At 58.4% G+C, this 19,470-nt stretch carries 15 protein-coding genes and 3 pseudogenes; 1 reads left to right on the forward strand and 17 read right to left on the reverse strand.

The window, feature by feature from the left end; translation table 11 throughout:
- Positions 1-81: 81 nt before the first annotated feature.
- The 10 genes and pseudogenes from MPHASIOC01_RS09360 to MPHASIOC01_RS09405 form a co-directional block, all read right to left on the reverse strand.
- Positions 82-957, reverse strand: a complete 876-nt coding sequence (locus tag MPHASIOC01_RS09360; protein WP_353614449.1) for a DNA replication terminus site-binding protein — start codon at positions 955-957, stop codon at positions 82-84.
- A gap of 316 nt (positions 958-1,273) precedes the next feature.
- Positions 1,274-1,765, reverse strand: coding sequence for a hypothetical protein (locus MPHASIOC01_RS09365; RefSeq protein ID WP_011872894.1), 492 nt, complete (start codon positions 1,763-1,765; stop codon positions 1,274-1,276).
- Positions 1,762-2,631, reverse strand: a complete 870-nt coding sequence (locus MPHASIOC01_RS09370; protein WP_021293848.1) for a 3'-5' exonuclease — start codon at positions 2,629-2,631, stop codon at positions 1,762-1,764. The genes MPHASIOC01_RS09365 and MPHASIOC01_RS09370 overlap by 4 nt, the downstream gene beginning before the upstream one ends.
- A 4-nt stretch (positions 2,632-2,635) precedes the next feature.
- A complete protein-coding gene (locus MPHASIOC01_RS09375) occupies positions 2,636-3,688 on the reverse strand; it encodes a tyrosine-type recombinase/integrase (RefSeq protein ID WP_405027756.1) in 1,053 nt (350 codons plus the stop codon).
- Entirely contained in the window at positions 3,649-4,179 is a 531-nt protein-coding gene (locus MPHASIOC01_RS09380) for a hypothetical protein (RefSeq protein WP_353614450.1), read from the reverse strand. Before MPHASIOC01_RS09380 ends, MPHASIOC01_RS09375 begins: the two co-directional genes overlap by 40 nt.
- A gap of 309 nt (positions 4,180-4,488) precedes the next feature.
- Positions 4,489-4,770: a hypothetical protein gene (locus tag MPHASIOC01_RS09385; protein WP_353614451.1), complete on the reverse strand. Its 282-nt coding sequence runs from the start codon at positions 4,768-4,770 to the stop codon at positions 4,489-4,491.
- A gap of 329 nt (positions 4,771-5,099) precedes the next feature.
- The gene (locus MPHASIOC01_RS09390) at positions 5,100-5,804 is read right to left on the reverse strand and encodes an IS6-like element IS26 family transposase (protein WP_001067855.1); all 705 of its coding nucleotides are present in this window, start codon (positions 5,802-5,804) and stop codon (positions 5,100-5,102) included.
- Positions 5,805-5,868: 64 nt separating this feature from the next.
- Positions 5,869-8,079: pseudogene (locus tag MPHASIOC01_RS09395) on the reverse strand (Tn3-like element IS1071 family transposase); the annotation flags it as partial.
- Positions 8,039-10,168, reverse strand: coding sequence for a methyltransferase domain-containing protein (locus tag MPHASIOC01_RS09400; RefSeq protein WP_405027757.1), 2,130 nt, complete (start codon positions 10,166-10,168; stop codon positions 8,039-8,041). The pseudogene MPHASIOC01_RS09395 and the gene MPHASIOC01_RS09400, both read right to left, overlap by 41 nt.
- 104 nt (positions 10,169-10,272) lie before the next feature.
- Positions 10,273-10,752 carry a hypothetical protein gene (locus MPHASIOC01_RS09405; RefSeq protein ID WP_353614453.1) on the reverse strand — a complete coding sequence of 160 codons (480 nt, stop codon included), beginning with the start codon at positions 10,750-10,752 and terminating at the stop codon, positions 10,273-10,275.
- Between the two features lie 264 nt (positions 10,753-11,016).
- On the opposite strand from MPHASIOC01_RS09405, the gene MPHASIOC01_RS09410 reads away from it, so the two are divergent.
- Positions 11,017-11,418: a hypothetical protein gene (locus MPHASIOC01_RS09410; protein WP_353614454.1), complete on the forward strand. Its 402-nt coding sequence runs from the start codon at positions 11,017-11,019 to the stop codon at positions 11,416-11,418.
- Between the two features lie 709 nt (positions 11,419-12,127).
- Here the strand turns inward: MPHASIOC01_RS09410 and MPHASIOC01_RS09425 are convergent.
- The 7 genes and pseudogenes from MPHASIOC01_RS09425 to MPHASIOC01_RS09455 form a co-directional block, all read right to left on the reverse strand.
- Positions 12,128-13,021: an alpha/beta hydrolase gene (locus MPHASIOC01_RS09425; RefSeq protein ID WP_353614455.1), complete on the reverse strand. Its 894-nt coding sequence runs from the start codon at positions 13,019-13,021 to the stop codon at positions 12,128-12,130.
- A 262-nt stretch (positions 13,022-13,283) separates the two neighbouring features.
- Positions 13,284-14,537 carry an IS256 family transposase gene (locus MPHASIOC01_RS09430; RefSeq protein WP_353614456.1) on the reverse strand — a complete coding sequence of 418 codons (1,254 nt, stop codon included), beginning with the start codon at positions 14,535-14,537 and terminating at the stop codon, positions 13,284-13,286.
- Between the two features lie 190 nt (positions 14,538-14,727).
- Positions 14,728-14,853, reverse strand: a complete 126-nt coding sequence (locus MPHASIOC01_RS09435) for a hypothetical protein (protein WP_353614998.1) — start codon at positions 14,851-14,853, stop codon at positions 14,728-14,730.
- A gap of 535 nt (positions 14,854-15,388) precedes the next feature.
- Positions 15,389-17,821, reverse strand: a pseudogene (locus tag MPHASIOC01_RS09440) (IS91 family transposase); the annotation flags it as partial.
- A 46-nt stretch (positions 17,822-17,867) separates the two neighbouring features.
- Positions 17,868-18,572 (reverse strand): IS6-like element IS26 family transposase, encoded by a 705-nt coding sequence (locus MPHASIOC01_RS09445; RefSeq protein ID WP_001067848.1) that lies wholly within the window; start codon positions 18,570-18,572, stop codon positions 17,868-17,870.
- Between the two features lie 62 nt (positions 18,573-18,634).
- Positions 18,635-18,820 (reverse strand): annotated as a pseudogene (locus MPHASIOC01_RS09450) (IS5/IS1182 family transposase); the annotation flags it as partial.
- Positions 18,821-19,080: 260 nt separating this feature from the next.
- Positions 19,081-19,455 carry a cytochrome b562 gene (locus MPHASIOC01_RS09455; RefSeq protein ID WP_011977761.1) on the reverse strand — a complete coding sequence of 125 codons (375 nt, stop codon included), beginning with the start codon at positions 19,453-19,455 and terminating at the stop codon, positions 19,081-19,083.
- Positions 19,456-19,470: the final 15 nt, after the last annotated feature.

A 19,470-nucleotide genomic window follows, 5' to 3' on the forward strand; every position in this document is an offset into this window, starting at 1 on the left:
ATGCTGCTGTCGATTGGAATTGTTTGGGTGGTACAAAGCCCTTCCGCCTGCGGAAAAGCCTTGTTACGTGGTCACGCTGGTTCATCCAGGGAAGGATTCGATGGTGACTCCACCGAAGGTGCCAAGGATTTCCGATGCCGCTTTATCAGATCGGGTTTTGCGTTGTTCTGAGGCGTCAAAGCTACGAAGCAATTTGAGCTGAACCTCCTTGTCCTGGAGCACGATCAGAGGCATTGGTGCGGTAACGGTTTTGAGTACCCCTGCGGCCATGACGTTTGCCACCGGCTGAACCTTTACTTCCCTTCGTTCCCGGAGATAAGGCTCCGGGGTGCTGGCGATCTTCTGGATAAGCTGCTCCAGGGGAAGTTGATAGTCTGGCCCAGATCGCTCCAGCTCCTCTCTGATGCGTTGCAAAAGCTCCTCTTTTACGGGCTTCTTCAAGGAGTCCTTCCGTTGCCAGGTGAAGCGGATAGAGTCGATGTCGCCATTGGTATAGCACCGAATTTGTCTGTAAAGGTGGAGAGTCATGACGCCAGGGCAGTCCACTCGAAGTGCTTCAAACCTTTCTTGCCTGGTGGGGTACGTCGAGATAATGAACTCCTCGATACCAGCTTTGGCCGCGTTGATGCGTTCAACCGTCGCCGCAATTTCGTCAGCTACACCAATCCTGGAAGGGGAGAACCAGAGTACCCCCACGGTGCGCCTGGCAGACTTCTGCGAATAGTCTGGGTTGATGTGAAGATCTCTGTAGCTGTGCGCTGCCAGTTCAAGAGCTTCGCGGCCAGTTTGTTCAGTTACGACAATCTTGTTGACGGGCTCGTTCTCCATTCCTTTTCTGGTAGGAGGGATGGCCGCAACTTTTGCGTACCGTGGCGGTAGTCGTTTGATAAGGGAGGACAGGTTCGTTAAGTCGCGGCACATGGCCGAGAATTGTTCTGATATGAAGTTTTTAGCCATGTTGCCGCCTATGGGTGAGTTTGTTCTAACAGATCATTGGTTACATAGTAGACAGCTTTAGACCATCATGCAACGAGGGGGAGGGGCAAGAATACGCCTCCGCTTCGCGTCGGCGGGTGTCCTGTTTGACCTTCGTGTGTGAGATTAGATTGAGAAAGAGAGAGAAAAAGAGAGAAAGAAGAAAAGCGCGGGGCAAGCCAGAAATGTGGCCGAGGGGGACTGCGGGGGTGGGGCTGGCACCCTCTATACCCCACTTTGCATGATGGTCTAAGTTTGTGGTGTTGGGACTCTTTCTAGGGTGCCTTGGTATGTGCGATTAGGACAGATTGCGGTCCATCCACGCTGATTGACGCAGCAGCGCGATGGCATCAGAAGGGGTAACTTTCCATGCGTTGGAGAGCTGGCGAACTGCGAAGACTGCGAGCTCCATCCGGTCGTCATCATTGATGAAATTCTGGAGCTGGTTTCCTCGCTCGCTCAGGATGATCGCAACACCGGCCTTGCCGTTGTTGTAAACCGCAAAGCTCTTATTCTTCGAGTCCCCGTGATAGGAACCCTCAGCCTTGCTACGCAAGCCAAAGAGAACGCTGCAAAACGCCGTCAGTTCGCCACGAGTGAGCTGCACCGTGATCTTGCTTTTCCAGTCTGGGCTGGACCCCGAAGCCCTGATCGGCGCAATCTCGATGCTGACCGTAGGATACTCACCTCTGGTTAGCGTGTGTTGCACATTCAGGCCGGTGCGTTTCGCGGGGTCCTTCTGCCAGTCTGAGAAAAATTTGATGCTATCGCCGTAGGATTGTTCTGTCATTCCAAATTACCTTTGCTTTGAAGCTCCTGGAGCTGGACCACGAGGTCACGTTGGACTTTGGCTATCTCTGTCACCAGGTCGGCGGTGGCAATAGCGTCGGTCGCTGCTGAATGGGCTCGACCTTTCCAGCTCACACCAGCCTCGCAGGTGGCATCGGCAAGTGAGATTGTGCCGTGCCGGTTGGTTGAGCCAAAGGCATCAGCCGCCAGCTTCATCGCGCATAGACAGTTCTGCTCTTGCCACCAAGAGAGTTGGTCTCCAAATGCACTGGCTGTTTGTCTCAACATCCTGCTGTCGAAACTGGAGTTAAATATCACCAGATGACGGCCCGACAAAAGCCGGGCGAGAGCTGGCGCAACTTGATTCCACGTAGGCTCATTCGACAGCTCTGCCTCGTTGATACCATGAACACCCATTGCCTGAGGGTCAATTTCCACGGTTGGCCGCAATCTGGTGCAGAGGAGAACAGCGCCTCTGATGTCTGTAACAGCCAGCTCGATCACCTGGTCTCTTTCACCAAGTCCGGTCGTCTCGGTATCGAGTACCAGAGGTTCCAGAGCGACCCACCTTTGTGCCAAGACAGAGGCCTTTGCTAGGTTGCTACGCATTCTTGCCTTGACCGAAAGGATGGATTGCGCCCGTATTTGCTTTTGTGATGCCGGTGAACAGCCCCTTCTCCGCATTGGTTGGCAATCTGCTATCCGGTACACTCCAAATTGGCCGCCATACCCGTTTTTGTAGAACGAAACTGGCTCTACTCCTGGCTTAGGCTTCATCCGAAATTCGTCCCTGAGCCGTCCTTTTGAAAAGCACCTATCGGCTTTCATGGCTTCGGCTCTGGCAAGTTCGAGTTCTTCATCATTCATGCTGTTAATCCGCTATATCGAGGCGTTGGCTTGCTCTCTTCAAGCGCTCATCGCCGCGCCTGTCATATTTCTGGGTAGTTGCAATGCTTGAGTGGCCCATTGCGTCCTTCACGGTCACAATATCCTCACCGTTATCCAGCATCGAGGAGGCAAAGGTGCGTCGCAGGTCATGGGGCGCAAACTTCTCCAGACCGGCTTCTACTCTTCTGGTCTCCAAGATGTGGTAGATGGCCTGATCCGACATCCGCTCTCCAGTCACATCATCAAACCGCCTGATCCTCGGGAATAAAGGCCCTTCATGCGTTCCTCGAACCTCTTCAACCCACTTATCCAGTCTTTTCCATGCGCCACCAGGCACATACGCCATTCTCTCTTTGTTGCCCTTGCCAAGGACCTTGAGAGCGCGGTCCTTGTAAATCATGCTTTCCATGTCCAGCGCAACGATTTCCGAGCGGCGCAAGCCACACCCGAGGAGCACCCCGAGAATGGCCGCATCCCGAAGCCCTTTGGCGCTTGAATCACTTTCACATGTGAAAAAGAGGCTGCGAATCTCATGGCGTTCAAGTGCTCGCCCTTTTGGGAGTCGAGATCCACGTACTGAACGGACTTGCTTAATGTGCTGGAAGCTGTCCGTATCAATTTGCTTCATCGTCCAGGCTTCAAGAGCCACCCCTTTGAGCGCTGACAGGTAGGTGTTGATCGTTGCCGGAGCCTTCCCTGCATCCCCCAGCATTTCCAGCACCGCCAATATGTGGTGCCGCCTCATTGAGCTCCATGCACAGTCACGAAGGTTCTGAAACCCGATCATCTTGGCGACAATGCTGAGAAATGAGCTCATTGTCTGCCTGCTTCGCTTTGACCCGAGGCTCACCAGATAGGCGACGGCGGGGTTGTCCTGGATGTTCCGGAGCGAGCTCGATGACGGCAACAGTTCACCGCGAATGGTTTGTTCTGCCGGAACATTCACTTTCGCATGTGAAACTAGCTCTTCCTTGTCATTGTTCGTGTCGTGCAAAGTCACCTCCGAAGTCCGACCGCAACGAGAAGCAAATCCCATATTTTGAGATGAAGAGGCAGCTCCTCCTCTATATGCTGCGTTTCGTAGCTTTGTATCAGCGGTTCAAACTTGGTTGGATTGCACAGCAATTCGTAAACTGTTCGGTTGGGCTTGGTGATCGGCTTATTCGGAGTGAATCCATGTTTGTTCTGGAGGTACAGAGTTACCGCGCCACTTCTGGATTCTCCGTAATAGCAATGAACGAAGATCTGATCGATACCGCTACCAACCAATCCATCCAGGAAGGTGGACAGCTTTTCAGCCTGGGATGAGTCAATGTAAGAGGCGTAATTCATCCGGAACGCTGCCTTCAACGTGTGGATGGTGTTCTCAGAATAGCCGCCGTCATAGAAGCTATCGTGGTACAACTGCTCCCACTGTCCGAGAGTGGCAGGGGACTTGTCTGGGTCAGTTATGGAGATCATGGCCGCACCGGCAACTGGCTCCAGCCTTTCGGCCTCAGACTGGCTGATAAAGGTAACTTTTTTCATCGGCCCCTCCTACATCATACGACGAGCACAAGGATGAGAAGCCATAAGCTCACGGGCCTGGCGCTCGCCTTCATCAGTACCGACCGGAGCGGTGGTATAGACACCACCATGCCTCAGGTCCACTATGTTGCTTCGGCAGCACTGACCGACGTTCTGCACCTTACTATCTGCATCCAACCCACCAAATGTGTGGCAAGGCCCAGAAAACGGCTTTTTGCACACTGAGCATCGGTTACTGTTCTTGTTGATGACTCTCGCCAACACCTTTTCAAATTTGTTTTTGTTTAACATCGAGTTCTCCACACAAAGTTACTGGCTGAGCATCCCAGCCAGGGCGGTCTGCTGGCCTTCGCTACAAGGTGCAAATCCGGCAAAAGTACCGGCATTAACCTTGAGCTCATCAAAGCGTCCATCGGTGTCCCGGTAGTACACCTTACGTTTTCCAATTCCACCTTCGAGGTTTGCGGCCAACCAGGCGATCACTGCATCAGCATCGTTCGTAACTGATGCTCCCTGATCCAGATCGACAAGTACCAGGTGGGTGTCAGTCTGGAGTGCTACCTCGAAGGTCGCTCTTACATCAAAAATCACTGATCGCGCTCCTTGTAAAAAGTGGGTATTCGGCACCACCTATCCTATTCCAAAAGCTCTACTTTTTCAAAGATACATTTTAATAAGTAGAACAAACCACGCAGACTTTACGATTGTTTACCGTAATTATCATAATTACGGTAATGCGATAATTTTACAGGTAACGACAAAACGGTATAATGTCGCGATGGAACATACTTGCGAGGGATCGGCTTAACAGCGATAGTGGATACATAATGTGCAGGTGCGAGAAATAATATGTATAAGAGCCTTGAAGGGCACTGTTGCAAAGTTAGCGATGAGGCAGCCTTTTGTCTTATTCAAAGGCCTTACATTTCAAAAACTCTGCTTACCAGGCGCATTTCGCCCAGGGGATCACCATAATAAAATGCTGAGGCCTGGCCTTTGCGTAGTGCACGCATCACCTCAATACCTTTGATGGTGGCGTAAGCCGTCTTCATGGATTTAAATCCCAGCGTGGCGCCGATTATCCGTTTCAGTTTGCCATGATCGCATTCAATCACGTTGTTCCGGTACTTAATCTGTCGGTGTTCAACGTCAGACGGGCACCGGCCTTCGCGTTTGAGCAGAGCAAGCGCGCGACCATAGGCGGGCGCTTTATCCGTGTTGATGAATCGCGGGATCTGCCACTTCTTCACGTTGTTGAGGATTTTACCCAGAAACCGGTATGCAGCTTTGCTGTTACGACGGGAGGAGAGATAAAAATCGACAGTGCGGCCCCGGCTGTCGACGGCCCGGTACAGATACGCCCAGCGGCCATTGACCTTCACGTAGGTTTCATCCATGTGCCACGGGCAAAGATCGGAAGGGTTACGCCAGTACCAGCGCAGCCGTTTTTCCATTTCAGGCGCATAACGCTGAACCCAGCGGTAAATCGTGGAGTGATCGACATTCACTCCGCGTTCAGCCAGCATCTCCTGCAGCTCACGGTAACTGATGCCGTATTTGCAGTACCAGCGTACGGCCCACAGAATGATGTCACGCTGAAAATGCCGGCCTTTGAATGGGTTCATGTGCAGCTCCATCAGCAAAAGGGGATGATAAGTTTATCACCACCGACTATTTGCAACAGTGCCCAGAACCGAACCGCGCAAGAGCTGCCACCGCACTGGCATGTCCGCTCATGACCGAGGCTGCCAGGTGCACCAGACTATCCCAATGCTTTTCGATCAAAGCGACGTCGACATTGGCTTCGCACACCGCAGCGATTTCTGCGGGCACTTTGGTGCCGCGTGGCACAAAGAGGTGGCGCTGTTTGAGTTCCTTCAACCGCGGGCAAAGATCAAAACCAAGCAAACGGGCATGTGACATGGCAAAGTCGGTGTAGCCATGGGTATCCACAGCAAGCTGGCTGGTCTCCAGCTTTTCTTGGCGGATGACACCTTCAATGGCCACGCCCGCCTGGCGCTCATTGAGCACAAAGGGCTGCGCATGGAAGATGCCCCACCGGTCTTTTACATGGGAGTAGATTCCAATGGAAGGTGTGTTGCGCCGAGGATCAAGCCGGGCTTGCCACACCCGTTTGGTGGTCTCCATGGTCATCATGTCAGAAGATGCCAAATCGGACCGCCCCCAGGTGGCGGCAATCGGGTGTCGCTGCATGAATTCCAGCACAGCCTGGCAGGCCTGGCTCAGACGCCGTTCGTCCCGCGCCCAGCGCATGGCCTGGCGAATGCTGGTGGCAGACAATTGCGGAATCATGCGCGCGCATTCGACCGCAGTCAGACTGGTGCCGTGGGCCATGATGCCGGCATAGACCATCAGCAGCTCGTCGGTAGAGCGCGGCTCACGTCCGAGCATGATCCAGCTAAAGCGCACCTGGGCGTCAACGGCCAGAATCACTTCCGGCAATTGAACCTCACCGATGCGGTGATCCAAAGCCGCGCGCAGCTTGGTCACTTCTGGGTCTTCGTCCTCTGCGGGCAATGGCGACAAATGGAGTTCATCATCCACGCGCAGTACGCCACTGCGGGCTGCAGCGGCCACCGCATCGACACCGGCAGTTACTCTGGCCAGCAAAGGCTTCAAGAAAGTGGCAGCCTTGCTGGGTAACGATAGACGGGCATAGTGTTTCTTGGACTCTGCCTGCCAACGCTCGTCCGTGAAGAACAAGCGCGCACGACCCCGAAAGCTCAGGCTGTGCTCAATCCAGACCGAGCCATTGCGCACCGCGCGGCGCAGGGCAAACAGGGTGGCCACCTCCAACGCCTGAAACGCCCGTTCCCGGTCTGGGCTGGAGATCGAAACCTGCCAGATCATTCCCAGACTTGGTGCCACCACTTCAACTGGCAGCTTTCTGGATCCTTTGAGATATAAAGCTTGCAGCTTGGCAAGGTACTCGATGGCAGGATGCTCGCCGGTGGCCTGCCAGGGCAGCTTTGCAATGGCGACGAGCAACGACCGCACGGGGCGAATTCCATCAATCAATCCCTCGCGGACCAGGGAGGCCCTGCTCGGTGGTTTGCGTTTCTGGGTTTCGGTGATCAAGGCTTCAAGACGGGCACGCAACTCAGCATCTGGCACCGCACCTTGCGCGCTCAAGGCAACAAGTTCGCCGAGCAGCGTTTTGTACATTGCGGCCCAATTGACGGTAGCGGGGACATCGGCGGCAGCCTGACGCCACAGATCGGCGATCCGGCGCTGCACCATAAGGATCAACTGGTCTGTGGTGGTGAACAGGCAATACCGAAGAAAGCATGCGACCTCCACGGTGCGCGCTGGCTCTTTGATCTTGGCTCCGGCTGAGGGCGGCCTGGAGACAAGTCGGCGCGCGTAGCGGCGCAAGATGAGATCGGGGATGTCTGCCAGGTGCTTATGAACGTCCAGCGTGTAAAGCAGGTCGATGCGCTCCAGTACCTCGCTGATTTGGCGGGTTGAGTGTTTCGCCGGTGCAGCCCATAGCCAACTCTGCTGGGTTTGTCCATCTGGGCGCAGCTCTGAAACTGAGGCTCGCCAGCGATCAAGTGTTGCTGGATCAACGCTGGCGGCGATGGCGGTGCCTGTTTCAACTTCAAGCTGGGCAAGTGCCGCCGCAATCAGTGTCCGAATTGCCCGCTCGTGCACGATCACCAGCTTGTTCTTGTACAGCCATTGACGCGCCCGCACGAGTAGCTGATCGCGGTCGGCGCAGCGCGCCACTTCGTCGCGCAGTTCACGTACCAGTGAGCGGCGCTGGTGCTCGCTCATCCACTGGAATCCAAGGACCGTGCAGGCTACTTGTTGGTGATCGAATAGCGTGCGCCCGCGTTCATACATGGCTCTCAGCGAGGCGACTTCTGGTGCTGCAATGCCAAACGATCGGCCGCTGCGCGATCAAGGCGCTCATCAGCCGGTGGGCCGGCATCCGGTCGGTCCCCCACTCCTTGGTGGCCTCCACGCCCCACGAGGGGGCCCTCACCTCCCAGTCCGAGCCCGAGAGTTGCACGACCTTCACCTGCCGGTGCCGGTCGTTCAGCAGCTCGGACAGGAACCGCTCGTGGTCGGTGTCCGGGATCCACACCGCACCGAGCCGAGCAGTGATGTCCCCGGCACCGATCGGCTCAGGCTGGACCTGCTCCAGAGCGACCACCTGCCGCGACCAGCGGCCCGGTTCGGCCACCTCCGCAGCCTGGGCTGCCTCCAGCTTCTCCCGCACGTTCCCGGACAGGTAGTGGGCGCGGGTCTGCCATTCCTCGCCCGGTCCCGGCACCTGGAACACCTGGTCGCCCAGCTCGGCGATCGCCTGGTCACGGTCGACGCCCATCAACCGGGCGATCTCGTCGACATCGACCCTGCCGAGTCGGTCCAGCACGACAGCGAGCCCATCGGCGGCAGAGTCCACACCCTCGACCGGCCGGCGGGGCACAATCAGCCGGTGTCGCAGCAACGAGGCGGGCTCGGCGGTCTGGGTGAGGTCGTCGAACACCTCCAGAGCTGCGACGACGGTGCCAAACGTTGAGCGGGTCACCAGCCGCACCGCCGGCGGCATCACCCGGGACTGGATCGCTTCCCCCGTGTCGGGATCAACCCGGCCCGTGGACCGCAGCGTGTACCGGTTGATCGGGCCCCATGCGGCCACGTAGGTCCGCCAGGACGTCGCCAGCCGGTCCCGGGCTGCGTCGAGGTCCGCAGTGTCGTCCAGGGTCGCCGCCTCGGCGCCGATCAGTGCGCGGGCCTGGTCGCGCAACTCCAGCAGCGCGCGCACTTCCCCCGCCTGGGTCCTGGGCACGTTGATCGGCACTTCGCCGCCGTCCTCCACCACGGCGAAGCTGCCATCGCTGCGGGCAACCAGCTGGCCGTCGACCGTGCCGGCCACCGCCGGTACCCAGCCTGCCACTGCGGACTCCTGCTCCCCCGTCCGTGCCGACATCAGCAAGCCGTGGGACGCGGCGGCCGCAGTGTCGGCCGCCAACCGGTCCCGCAACTGGTCAGACACTTGGTCCAGCGGCATCGTGGCGGCGATCGTCAACCCGGGCACGCCGTGCATGCCGATTTCCACCGCGGCGCTGCCCAGAACGTGGTCGGGGTTCAGCTGCCAGTACTCGTTGACCCGCACCTCCTCCTCTCCTGAAGGGCCGGGCACCCGGATCGGGCTGGTGACGATCCAGCGCTGGTCCGCCGGCGGACGGTTGGGTTCACGCCGTCGGACAACCAGCAGATCGGTGATTGCCTCGGTGCCCGCGGCCCGCCAGTGCGCCTTGGACGGCAACCGGACCGCTGTCACCAGGTCGCCCAGCTCGGCCATCGCGCGACGCGCCGACGGGTTGGTGGCGTCCATCGTGTACCTCGAGGTGAGCACGGCCACCACGCCGCCGGGACGCACCAGCTCCAGCCCCTTGACGATGAAGTGGTTGTGCATCGCCAGCCGGCCACTGTTGTAGCGCGGATCGTGGAGCACAACGTTGCCGAACGGCACGTTCCCCACCACGGCGTCGAAGTGGCCGGCCGGGAACCGGGTCTCGGCGAAGCTCTCCGCCCGGATCGACGCCTGCGGGTACAGGTAGCCGGCGATCGCCGCAGTGGTCGGGTCCAGCTCGACACCGGTCAGCTGAGCCCCACCAGGTGCCAACCCGATGAACGTTCCCGACCCGCAGCCCGGCTCCAACACTCGGCCGGATTCGAACCCCAGATTCTCCACCGCCCGCCAGATCTCGGCCACCAAGGCAGCGTCGGTGTAGTGGGCGTTGATCGTGGTCAGGCGGGCCGCTTCGTAATCCGCCGCCGGCAACAGCTCCCGCAGCGTGGCCCTGTCGCCGGCGAACTCTGGCCGGTCGTCATCAAGGATCTGCGACAGCCCCTGGGCGCCCCAGCCGCCCCACCGGGCCAGCACCTGCTGCTCCGCCGGCGTCGCCGGCCGGTCCGCGGCCTGTAGCTGTCTGAGTGTGGTCAGCGCCTCCACGTTCGCTGCGAGCCTCGCCCGAGTCCCCGAAGGCGCAAGATCGGCCTGGCTGCCCGGCCGGAACGTCGGCCCGACCGGACGGGTCGGGGCCGGGGCTTCGGGGGTTAGCTGTCCTCGTCCAGGACGGACCGCCATGCCTGCATCACGTCGCCCAGCGGGCCGGGATCGTCGCCCTCGTCGGGCTCCTGCAGTTCCTCCGGTGGTGTCAGCAGCTCGGCTCGGATCATCTCCTCGGCCTGCATCTTCGCCGCCTCGATCCGGCCCGCCTTGCTGAACAGGTTCTCCCCCGGGCTGTCCGGGGTCAGCAGCTGCGGCCACAGGCTCGCCCACTGGCTCTCCGCTTCCTCCCCCAGCTCCGAAAAGTGCCGGCTGGGATCCGTAATCTGAGCGAGGGCTGCCGGCGCCAGGGTCTGCCACGACTGCAGCGCGAACCTGCCGAACCTGTTCAACTCGCGCCTCCTCCGGCTCGAACCACCACGCTTCCAGCGTGGGCTGTGCGTCAACACGTCGCCGAACCATTCTGGCCCCTTCCGATCCGCCGGCACGGACAGATTCGGGCGGAGCAACCCTGCATCGAGCACCACAACCACCGCCTTCCCCCAGCCGGGCCGGACCGCCCAGCTCGCCGTCCTGACCCCTTATGCCTGCGCAGGACTCCGATCCGGACACTTTCCGGGGTCACAGTGGCCCGCAACGGACGCGCTTTGTCTTCGGTGAACTGGCCGCTCCGCCAAGGAGCGGCGGACCGACACCATGAGGAGGACCCAGCCGTGGCCGTGCCCAACCGCAACAATGAGACCCCGCGGCCTATCCGGCCAACGCCACCCTCGGGAAGGAGGCATCGACCCGTGACAGTGACGGTCCCGCCGCCTCCTGCACCGCTGGCCGGCACCGAGCCGCTCACCGGGGCCAATCGGCGGCGGATGGTTGCTGTGGCCCGGAGCCGGCTGCTCGAATCAACTTCCATCAAGGTCTTCTGGTCGGTTCTGGCCGCTGCCGTCGTGGCCGGCGCGATTGGGTTTGCCCTGCTGCTGCACGCTGACCCGGCTGCCTTCGCCGGCGTGGCGATCGCCGGCATGGTCGGCTACGCCATCTTCCTGTGGTGGGTTCTCAGCCCGCTCGCCGTGAGGCTCAAGATGCGGGCCATGGGTCGGGGTGGCTGGCTAGTCGGCTACTTCGACCAGACCGCAACCCAGCTGGTCCACCCGCGACGCGGCGGCTGGGAACTGTCCGCCTCGACCCGCACATGACCCAACTCATGGCTCCGGACGGCCCGTTCAAGGGCTGCGACCCAGAGCGTGGACACCGCCGCCGACAAGCAGCTCAACTGCCCGGGACACCCCCGGCCGGGTTGTTCTAGCCGCTCAATCCAGTGACGGAAACTGCTACACGCCCAACATCAAGCCCTACTGACACCTCAAAGGGGACTGCTGCACGAGAAGGTGACAACTAACCTGTGGGGCCGCGGGGCCCTACTGGAAGGATGTCTGCAATGCCGAAAGCCCATCCCAAAGAATTCCGCGACGATGTCGTGGCCGTTGCCCCCAAGGGCGACGCGCCGATTCCTCAACTGGCTAAGGACTTCGGGATCTCCGAGTCCTGCCTGCGTAACTGGCTCCGCATCGCTGATGTCCAGGACGGCAACCGATCCGGTCGGGCAAGACGAACTCGGATGGGGTGGGCGGTCACCGCTGAAAGAGCATTGCGTACCGCGCGACGGTGGCTTACCTCCGTTGTTTGAAGTGTACCGGAAGCTACTACCACACAACCAAGGACCCCCGCCGCGGCTTGGCAGGAACCACAGGGTCACCCCACCGAATACATGAAGTTCCCGACTTCTTCACCGGTCAACTCCCGCACGAAAACGAAGTCACCACGATATAGGGTCTGCCGTTCGACGATCTCGAACCGGATCGATCCCAGCTAAGCGAATCGCGTCCTTACCAACGCTCCGTCGGTTCATTCTTTGGTCAAAAAGCGGATGATGCGTTCATTGATTTCTTTCGGCTTCTCCACTAGCATGAAGTGACCTACACCATCGATGAGTTCGCTCTCGGAACCATTCCCGCCGTAGCCTGCAATTCGCTCAACTTGCTCCTGAGTGACCGTATGGCAACCATCCGTTGTGCCATGAAGGTAGAGCACCGGCTGTGACGCACGTCCGCCCCATGCTGCTTCTTGTTCCGCGACCCATGCTGGGGTGCCGAATCTGACGGGATCGAAGTTGCCCCAGTAATAACCCATTGCTGCTCTGAGATGCATCCGATCCCCTAGAGCTTCTCGAATGTAGGTCATATCCTCGTCATTATCGTAACCAGGCGACCAATCGCCCCACAGATCCTTGATGAATTCCAGTTCGTCTTGTGCCACGCGATCTTCACTGACGCCTACCATCTGGAAATACCAGTAATAAAAGCTGCGTTTGATTTGGTCGTAATGCGTCATATTTTCTGTGAAAATATCGAGTGGAGGGATATCCATTATCACCGCCCGCTTCCACGCGTCGGGAGCATGAACCAAGGCTCCCCACGCAGCCGTTGCATTCCAGTCGTGAGCGATGAGGACGGTGTTCTCGTCACCACCGAGGGCTTGCTGGAGGGCAATCTGGTCCTGGACCATTACGCTGGCGTGCACATGCTGCCTGAGCGCTGGGAGTTCCGTGGGTGCGTATCCGCGAATGAAGGGTGCGACAGCGTGAAAACCTGCGTCCGCCAGTTCAGGAAGGAGGTAACGGTAAGTATAGGGGGTATCGGGAAACCCATGGAAACACAGAGCTAGAGGCCCTTCTCCTGCTTCGAGATACTCGAAGGTGAGCCCATTTGCTACTACTTGGCCTCGCTTGAAATTCGGCATGAAACTTCTCCTCTCCGCTTTTTGCGGTTTTAGGTTAAAAACTGATAGGAACTGTCATTTCGGGATTTTTGCGGTTTTAGGTTAAAATTTTCGGTTTTTCCCTCGAACTATGACTTTTGTCAGCCCGAACAACTGATCCTATCACATTTTTTCGGCAACGCCGACTCTGCGAAGTATAATCCCAGTCAGTTTGTGCCGTCAAGCCCTGATTCGCGCGAATTTCTCAGAGCCTGAGTTATTGTCAAATCCTGTGTACGGCAAGTCAGGCGGCAGTCCTGTCTGACTGATCGGTCAAGGGCTCGCCGTCCTTGAACTGGACGTTGTTCACGACCAGCTCCAGCTTGTTGAACCCCTTGATCCGCTTCCAGCGCTTCTGGGCGCTCTGAAGCAGCTTGAAGACCATCGCCAGGGTCGTCGCTCTGGAGCCGCAGTTCCGGCTGCGCTTGCTCCGCAGGCGGACCGTGGCGAAGGTCGACTCGATCGGGTTGGTGGTGCGGATATGCACCCAGTGTTCTGCCGGGTAGTCATAGAACGCCAGCAGCTCCTCCCGATCCTTGGCCAGGCACTCCATGGCTCTGGGGTACTTGGCCTCGAAGCGTTTCACCGTGCGATCGAAAGCCTTGTGCGCCTCATCGCGGGTCTCGGCCATCCAGATCTCATGGAGGTCGGCCTTGACCTTGGGCTGCACGGATTTCGGCAGTTTATTCAATACGTTGGCAGTCTTGTGGACCCAGCAGCGCTGGTGCTCGGTCTCTGGATAGACCTTGCTCAACGCCGCCCAGAAGCCCATGGCGCCGTCGCCAACCGCTAGCTTGGGGGCCGTCGTCAGCCCGCGCTCGCGTAGCCCCGTGAGCAGCTCTTTCCAGCTGGCTTCTGACTCACGCTGGCCATCTTCGACGACGACCAGTTCCTTGCGACCCTGCTCGGTGACGCCGATGATCACCAACAGGCACAGGCGGTCATCCATGCGCACGTTGCTGTACACGCCGTCCGCCCACCAGTAGACGTAGCGCTGCTCTGCCAGGTCACGCTTTTGCCAGTCGGCATGCTCGTCCTCCCACTGCTTCTTGAGCCGCGACACGGTGTTGGCCGAGAGTCCCTTGGCCTGGTCACCCAGCAGGGCCGACAGGGCCTCCTGGTAATCGCCGGTGGAGACTCCCTTCAGGTAGAGCCAGGGGATCAGCTCATCGATACTGCGGGCCCGCTTCAGGTAGGGCGGCAGCAGCGCGCTGCTGAAGGTCACCCCGTCGCCACTGCGGTCACGGACCCGGGGCACCTTGATCTCGACATCGCCGATACCGGTCTGCACGGTGCGCTCCGGCAGGTAGCCGTTGCGGACGACGGCTCGACGGCCGTCTTCCAGCGTCTTGTCGGCATATAGCTCCAAGAACGTACTCAACTCCGCCTCCACGGCCTTGGCGATCAGGTCTCGGGCCCCTTTGCGCAGCAACTCATGCAACGGATCAGTAGCGCCGGCGTCTGGCTGCGTCACGGCTTGGAGAGTAGAATTGCTCATGGCGTATCCATCCTATGCTGGTTGTGATCTGGCGTGATCAATCAGCAGGATACGTCACCCTCTCGACTTCCCTCCATACACAAGACTTGAGCTTAACTCTCAGAGCCTAAGGATATATCTTTCCCAGGTCGCTGTATAAGCAACGATTTTGAGGTGTTATCATGTTCCGCATAAACTTCGTTTTTGGGTATTATACCGACACCAGAGCAAGCTCAGGAGGTGAACGAGCACAGACGGCCACTGGATGCTCCCGTTCCTGCTGCTTTGCCCAGGTAATAATCTTGGCAAGCTCCTTGGGATCCTCGATTATCGCCACAACCGACATTATCCCCTGGCACTTCGGGCACACGAAAGGATCGACCTCGTAGACTTTTTGTAACAACCGTGCCCAGCTTTGCCGCCGCAGCTTAGACCAAGCATCGGGAGCTTGGTCAGTTTCCTCGCTTTCTTGCGGCGATTTCTGCACAATCAGAGACTTGTCAGGATGCCTTTTTTGCCAACCCTCGGGTGCAAGGCGGTTAATACTGGGACGTTCTTGCCACTGCTTACGAACTTTTCCTGCATATACCCCATAACGACGAACCAGTTGCACTCTTCGCGGTGGTAAATGGGCCACAAGCTGGTCAACGAATTCAAAACCCTTGAAGGTCTCTGTTTTTCCTTACGGATAGGAAATTCAACCGCATGAGGCCAAGTATGGCACGAGTTTTGGGCCTCGAAACACGTTCGGCCAAGGAAGGTTGAGCGCTCGCTTGCCGCTCAATGGCAAGAGCTTGGGAGGCAGTATGCATTTGGGCCTGGCGCGCGCGCAGCTGCTTCCCCGCAGCGATGGATACCGCCGCTTCACTGGGTCACCAATTGACGCGCTGGTCTACCTCGTCGGGTTGAGCTGCCAGATCCCAATCCGGCTCGCCTTGCGCACCATCATCCACCGGCGCGTCGCAGCCCTCCCACAGCGGTGGCCCGCGTGCCGGGGTGATGTGCGGGGGGGCAGACTCCACCCCGATGTGGTTCAGGATGTGGCGGATTTCGGCGCTGTGGGTGATGAAGGCAATGATGCGCATCTGCCCACCGCACATGGGGCACAGCAGCGGAAATGCCTCGTAGATGCGGGCAATCAGCACCGCCCACAAGTAATGCGCCGCTCGCTTCGGGCGTGCTTCAGGTTCGGGTGTGGGTGTGGCCGCGTTGCCCGGCGCCGCCACCCCAGGTACGCCCGCGCCAGGTTGTGCAGTCTCCACCGTGGCTGGTTGCGACGCAGCAGGCTGAGCCAGCGCCGTTACCGCCGCTCTCAGCGGCGAGTTTGGTGCCAGCACACCAAAGTAGCGGTGCCGGTGGGTGCGTGGCGGTGGCACCAGCGCGGCGATGCGGTCGATCAGTTCCAGCGGTGTGAGGTGCAGCTCATCTGCCTTGGCACCACGCTTGTCACTGGTGGGCTCGCTGCGCTGTTTGGCACAGCGGTACACCAGTTTGCTTCCCTCTTTGCGTAGGCGCTCCATGGAAAACGGTGGACGCGCGCAATAGCGCAGCAGCCGCTCCAGCGCAGCGCGGTCGTGGGCTTCGATGCAGACACCGGCGTCCACCGAGAAGCCGCTGTGTTTGTAGCCCAGCATGTCTTTGGCGTCACAGTTCTCCAGCAGGCCCCGAGCAACGAAGGCGCGCAGGATGCGTTTTTGCAGTGTGGTCTGCACTGGGGCCACGGTAGCCGCATCGATGCCGGTGGCCGCGTGAAAGATGACACCCGGCGATGAGATTCGAGGGGTCGCATCAGCATCGCCCTCGCCCTCCACTTCCTCAAACACCCCGTCCACCACACAAACGTGGAAGTGGACGTGTTCATTGAGGCTGGAGCCGAATCGGTGAATGAAGGCGATGGCACCGATGTGCAGGCCTGCCTTGTCCATATGGGCCGCACCGGGGCTGTGGGTCTGCAGAGTTTGTGCGATCACCCGCAGAAAGATGCGCAGCACCATGCTCAGCACCGCTCCGTCGCGTTGCATGAAGTACCGCAACCTCTTGGGCACGGAGAGCACCCACTGGCGCACCGGCAGGCGGGGGAAAACGTGGTCGCTCAGGTGTGCCGCCGTCTCCACCATCCGCCGCGTGGTGCACGAGGGGCAGACTCCCCGGCCTTTGCAGGAGAAGGCTACAAAGTAGTCGTGCCCACAGTCGCCGCAGCGAGCGCGGGCAAAGCCATGGGCAAAGATGCCGCACTCAAGATACTTGGCAAACGCTTTGCGCACGAAGGGCTTGGGGGTGTGGTGGTCGCCCTGGCCGTCGAACTGACCCGCGCTGGCCAACTCTAGCCAGGTCTCGTAGTGCTCGGCTACCATTTGGTAGAGCAGCGTGCGTTCGGGGTGGCGTGGGTTGTAGAGCTTGGGCTTGGAAGTGGCTGACATGAATACTGTACAAATGCACAGTATTCTGCGGCGATTGTTTGGGTACGCAAAGCAGAGGTTGATGTGCTCCCAACCGAGCGGCGACAGGTACTGCAACAGCGCGTCATCAACGGCATGGCCGTTGCCACGCAGCGCGTGCGCAGCCCGTTCCAGATAGACCGTGTTCCACAACACGACGGCAGCCGTTACCAGATTGAGGCCGCTAGCCCGGTAGCGCTGCTGCTCGAAACTGCGGTCGCGGATTTCACCCAGGCGGTTGAAAAACACTGCCCTGGCCAGCGCATTGCGCGCCTCGCCCTTGTTCAGGCCGGCATGCACGCGGCGGCGCAGTTCCACGCTTTGCAGCCAGTCCAGGATGAACAGCGTGCGCTCGATGCGGCCCAGCTCGCGGAGCGCCACGGCCAGGCCGTTCTGGCGTGGGTAGCTGCCGAGCTTTCGGAGCATCAGGGAGGCCGTCACCGTGCCCTGCTTGATCGAGGTGGCCAGCCGCAGGATTTCGTCCCAATGGGCGCGGACGTGCTTGATGTTGAGCGTGCCGCCGATCATGGGTTTCAGCGCGTCATAGGCGGCGTCGCCCTTCGGGATGTAGAGCTTGGTGTCGCCCAGGTCGCGGATGCGCGGCGCGAAGCGGAAGCCCAGGAGGTGCATCAGGGCGAAGACGTGATCGGTGAAGCCCGCCGTGTCGGTGTAATGCTCCTCGATCCGCAAGTCGGACTCGTGGTACAGCAGGCCGTCGAGCACGTAGGTCGAATCGCGCACGCCGACGTTCACGACCTTGGTGTGAAATGGCGCGTACTGGTCAGAAATGTGGGTGTAGAACGTCCGCCCTGGGCTGCTCCCGTATTTCGGGTTGATGTGGCCGGTGCTCTCGGCCTTGCTGGCACTGTTGCAAAGTTAGCGATGAGGCAGCCTTTTGTCTTATTCAAAGGCCTTACATTTCAAAAACTCTGCTTACCAGGCGCATTTCGCCCAGGGGATCACCATAATAAAATGCTGAGGCCTGGCCTTTGCGTAGTGCACGCATCACCTCAATACCTTTGATGGTGGCGTAAGCCGTCTTCATGGATTTAAATCCCAGCGTGGCGTCGATTATCCGTTTCAGTTTGCCATGATCGCATTCAATCACGTTGTTCCGGTACTTAATCTGTCGGTGTTCAACGTCAGACGGGCACCGGCCTTCGCGTTTGAGCAGAGCAAGCGCGCGACCATAGGCGGGCGCTTTATCCGTGTTGATGAATCGCGGGATCTGCCACTTCTTCACGTTGTTGAGGATTTTACCCAGAAACCGGTATGCAGCTTTGCTGTTACGACGGGAGGAGAGATAAAAATCGACAGTGCGGCCCCGGCTGTCGACGGCCCGGTACAGATACGCCCAGCGGCCATTGACCTTCACGTAGGTTTCATCCATGTGCCACGGGCAAAGATCGGAAGGGTTACGCCAGTACCAGCGCAGCCGTTTTTCCATTTCAGGCGCATAACGCTGAACCCAGCGGTAAATCGTGGAGTGATCGACATTCACTCCGCGTTCAGCCAGCATCTCCTGCAGCTCACGGTAACTGATGCCGTATTTGCAGTACCAGCGTACGGCCCACAGAATGATGTCACGCTGAAAATGCCGGCCTTTGAATGGGTTCATGTGCAGCTCCATCAGCAAAAGGGGATGATAAGTTTATCACCACCGACTATTTGCAACAGTGCCCGCAGCATGGTCTCCAGCGGATAGGGCCGTCGGCCATTGCCCGCCTTGGGATAAAACGGCTCGATGACAGCGGTCATATTCTGCCATGGCAGAATCTGCTCCATGCGGGAGAGGAAAATCTCTTTTCGGGTCTGACGGCGCTTAGTGCTGAATTCACTATCGGCGAAGGTGAGTTGATGGCTCATGATGTCCCTCTGGGATGCGCTCCGGATGAATATGATGATCTCATATCAGGAACTTGTTTGCACCTTCCCTTATGTTGAGGCAATGTAGCATCGGTAAGCATGTTTGCGACCCCAACATTTTTATATGTACTGAGCAGATAAGATAACGTATTATAATTTCTTCACCAGGGCATAACTATCCATTCTAATACAAGCAGCTATATCATGTCAGTTCCGGGATATCTTTCCAGCATATCTACTTTCTCCTGATAGTTCCCGGTTCAGTCAACGCCAAGTTTATTATGGTATTTTCTCATCATACTGCCCAGTTTCTGTGCTGCAATTTTCCCAGCGTCAAGACCTTCCTTTTCAGCGGTACTTTCAACAGCAGTTACCTCATCAATCAGAAGTGACATACCTGCAACATACGTTTCCCTGTCATACCCCTCTACCGGGCCGTTCAAGATGGACTCTGCTGTTGATTTCAGATCCTGCATATCTTTCCTGAAAGATGTAACGTCCTCCTCCTTAAGTGCTGCGCGGTAGCTTTTATTCATCATCTTCATGGCATGTTCAACACCGTCAGAACCAGCTATTACACTGGTAGATAAAACAAGGGCTGTTCCTATTATAACACTATGCATAATTTTTCTCATAATAACCCCACATTG

This window comes from Mangrovibacter phragmitis (assembly GCF_040429585.1).
GTDB classification, from domain to species: domain Bacteria; phylum Pseudomonadota; class Gammaproteobacteria; order Enterobacterales; family Enterobacteriaceae; genus Mangrovibacter; species Mangrovibacter phragmitis.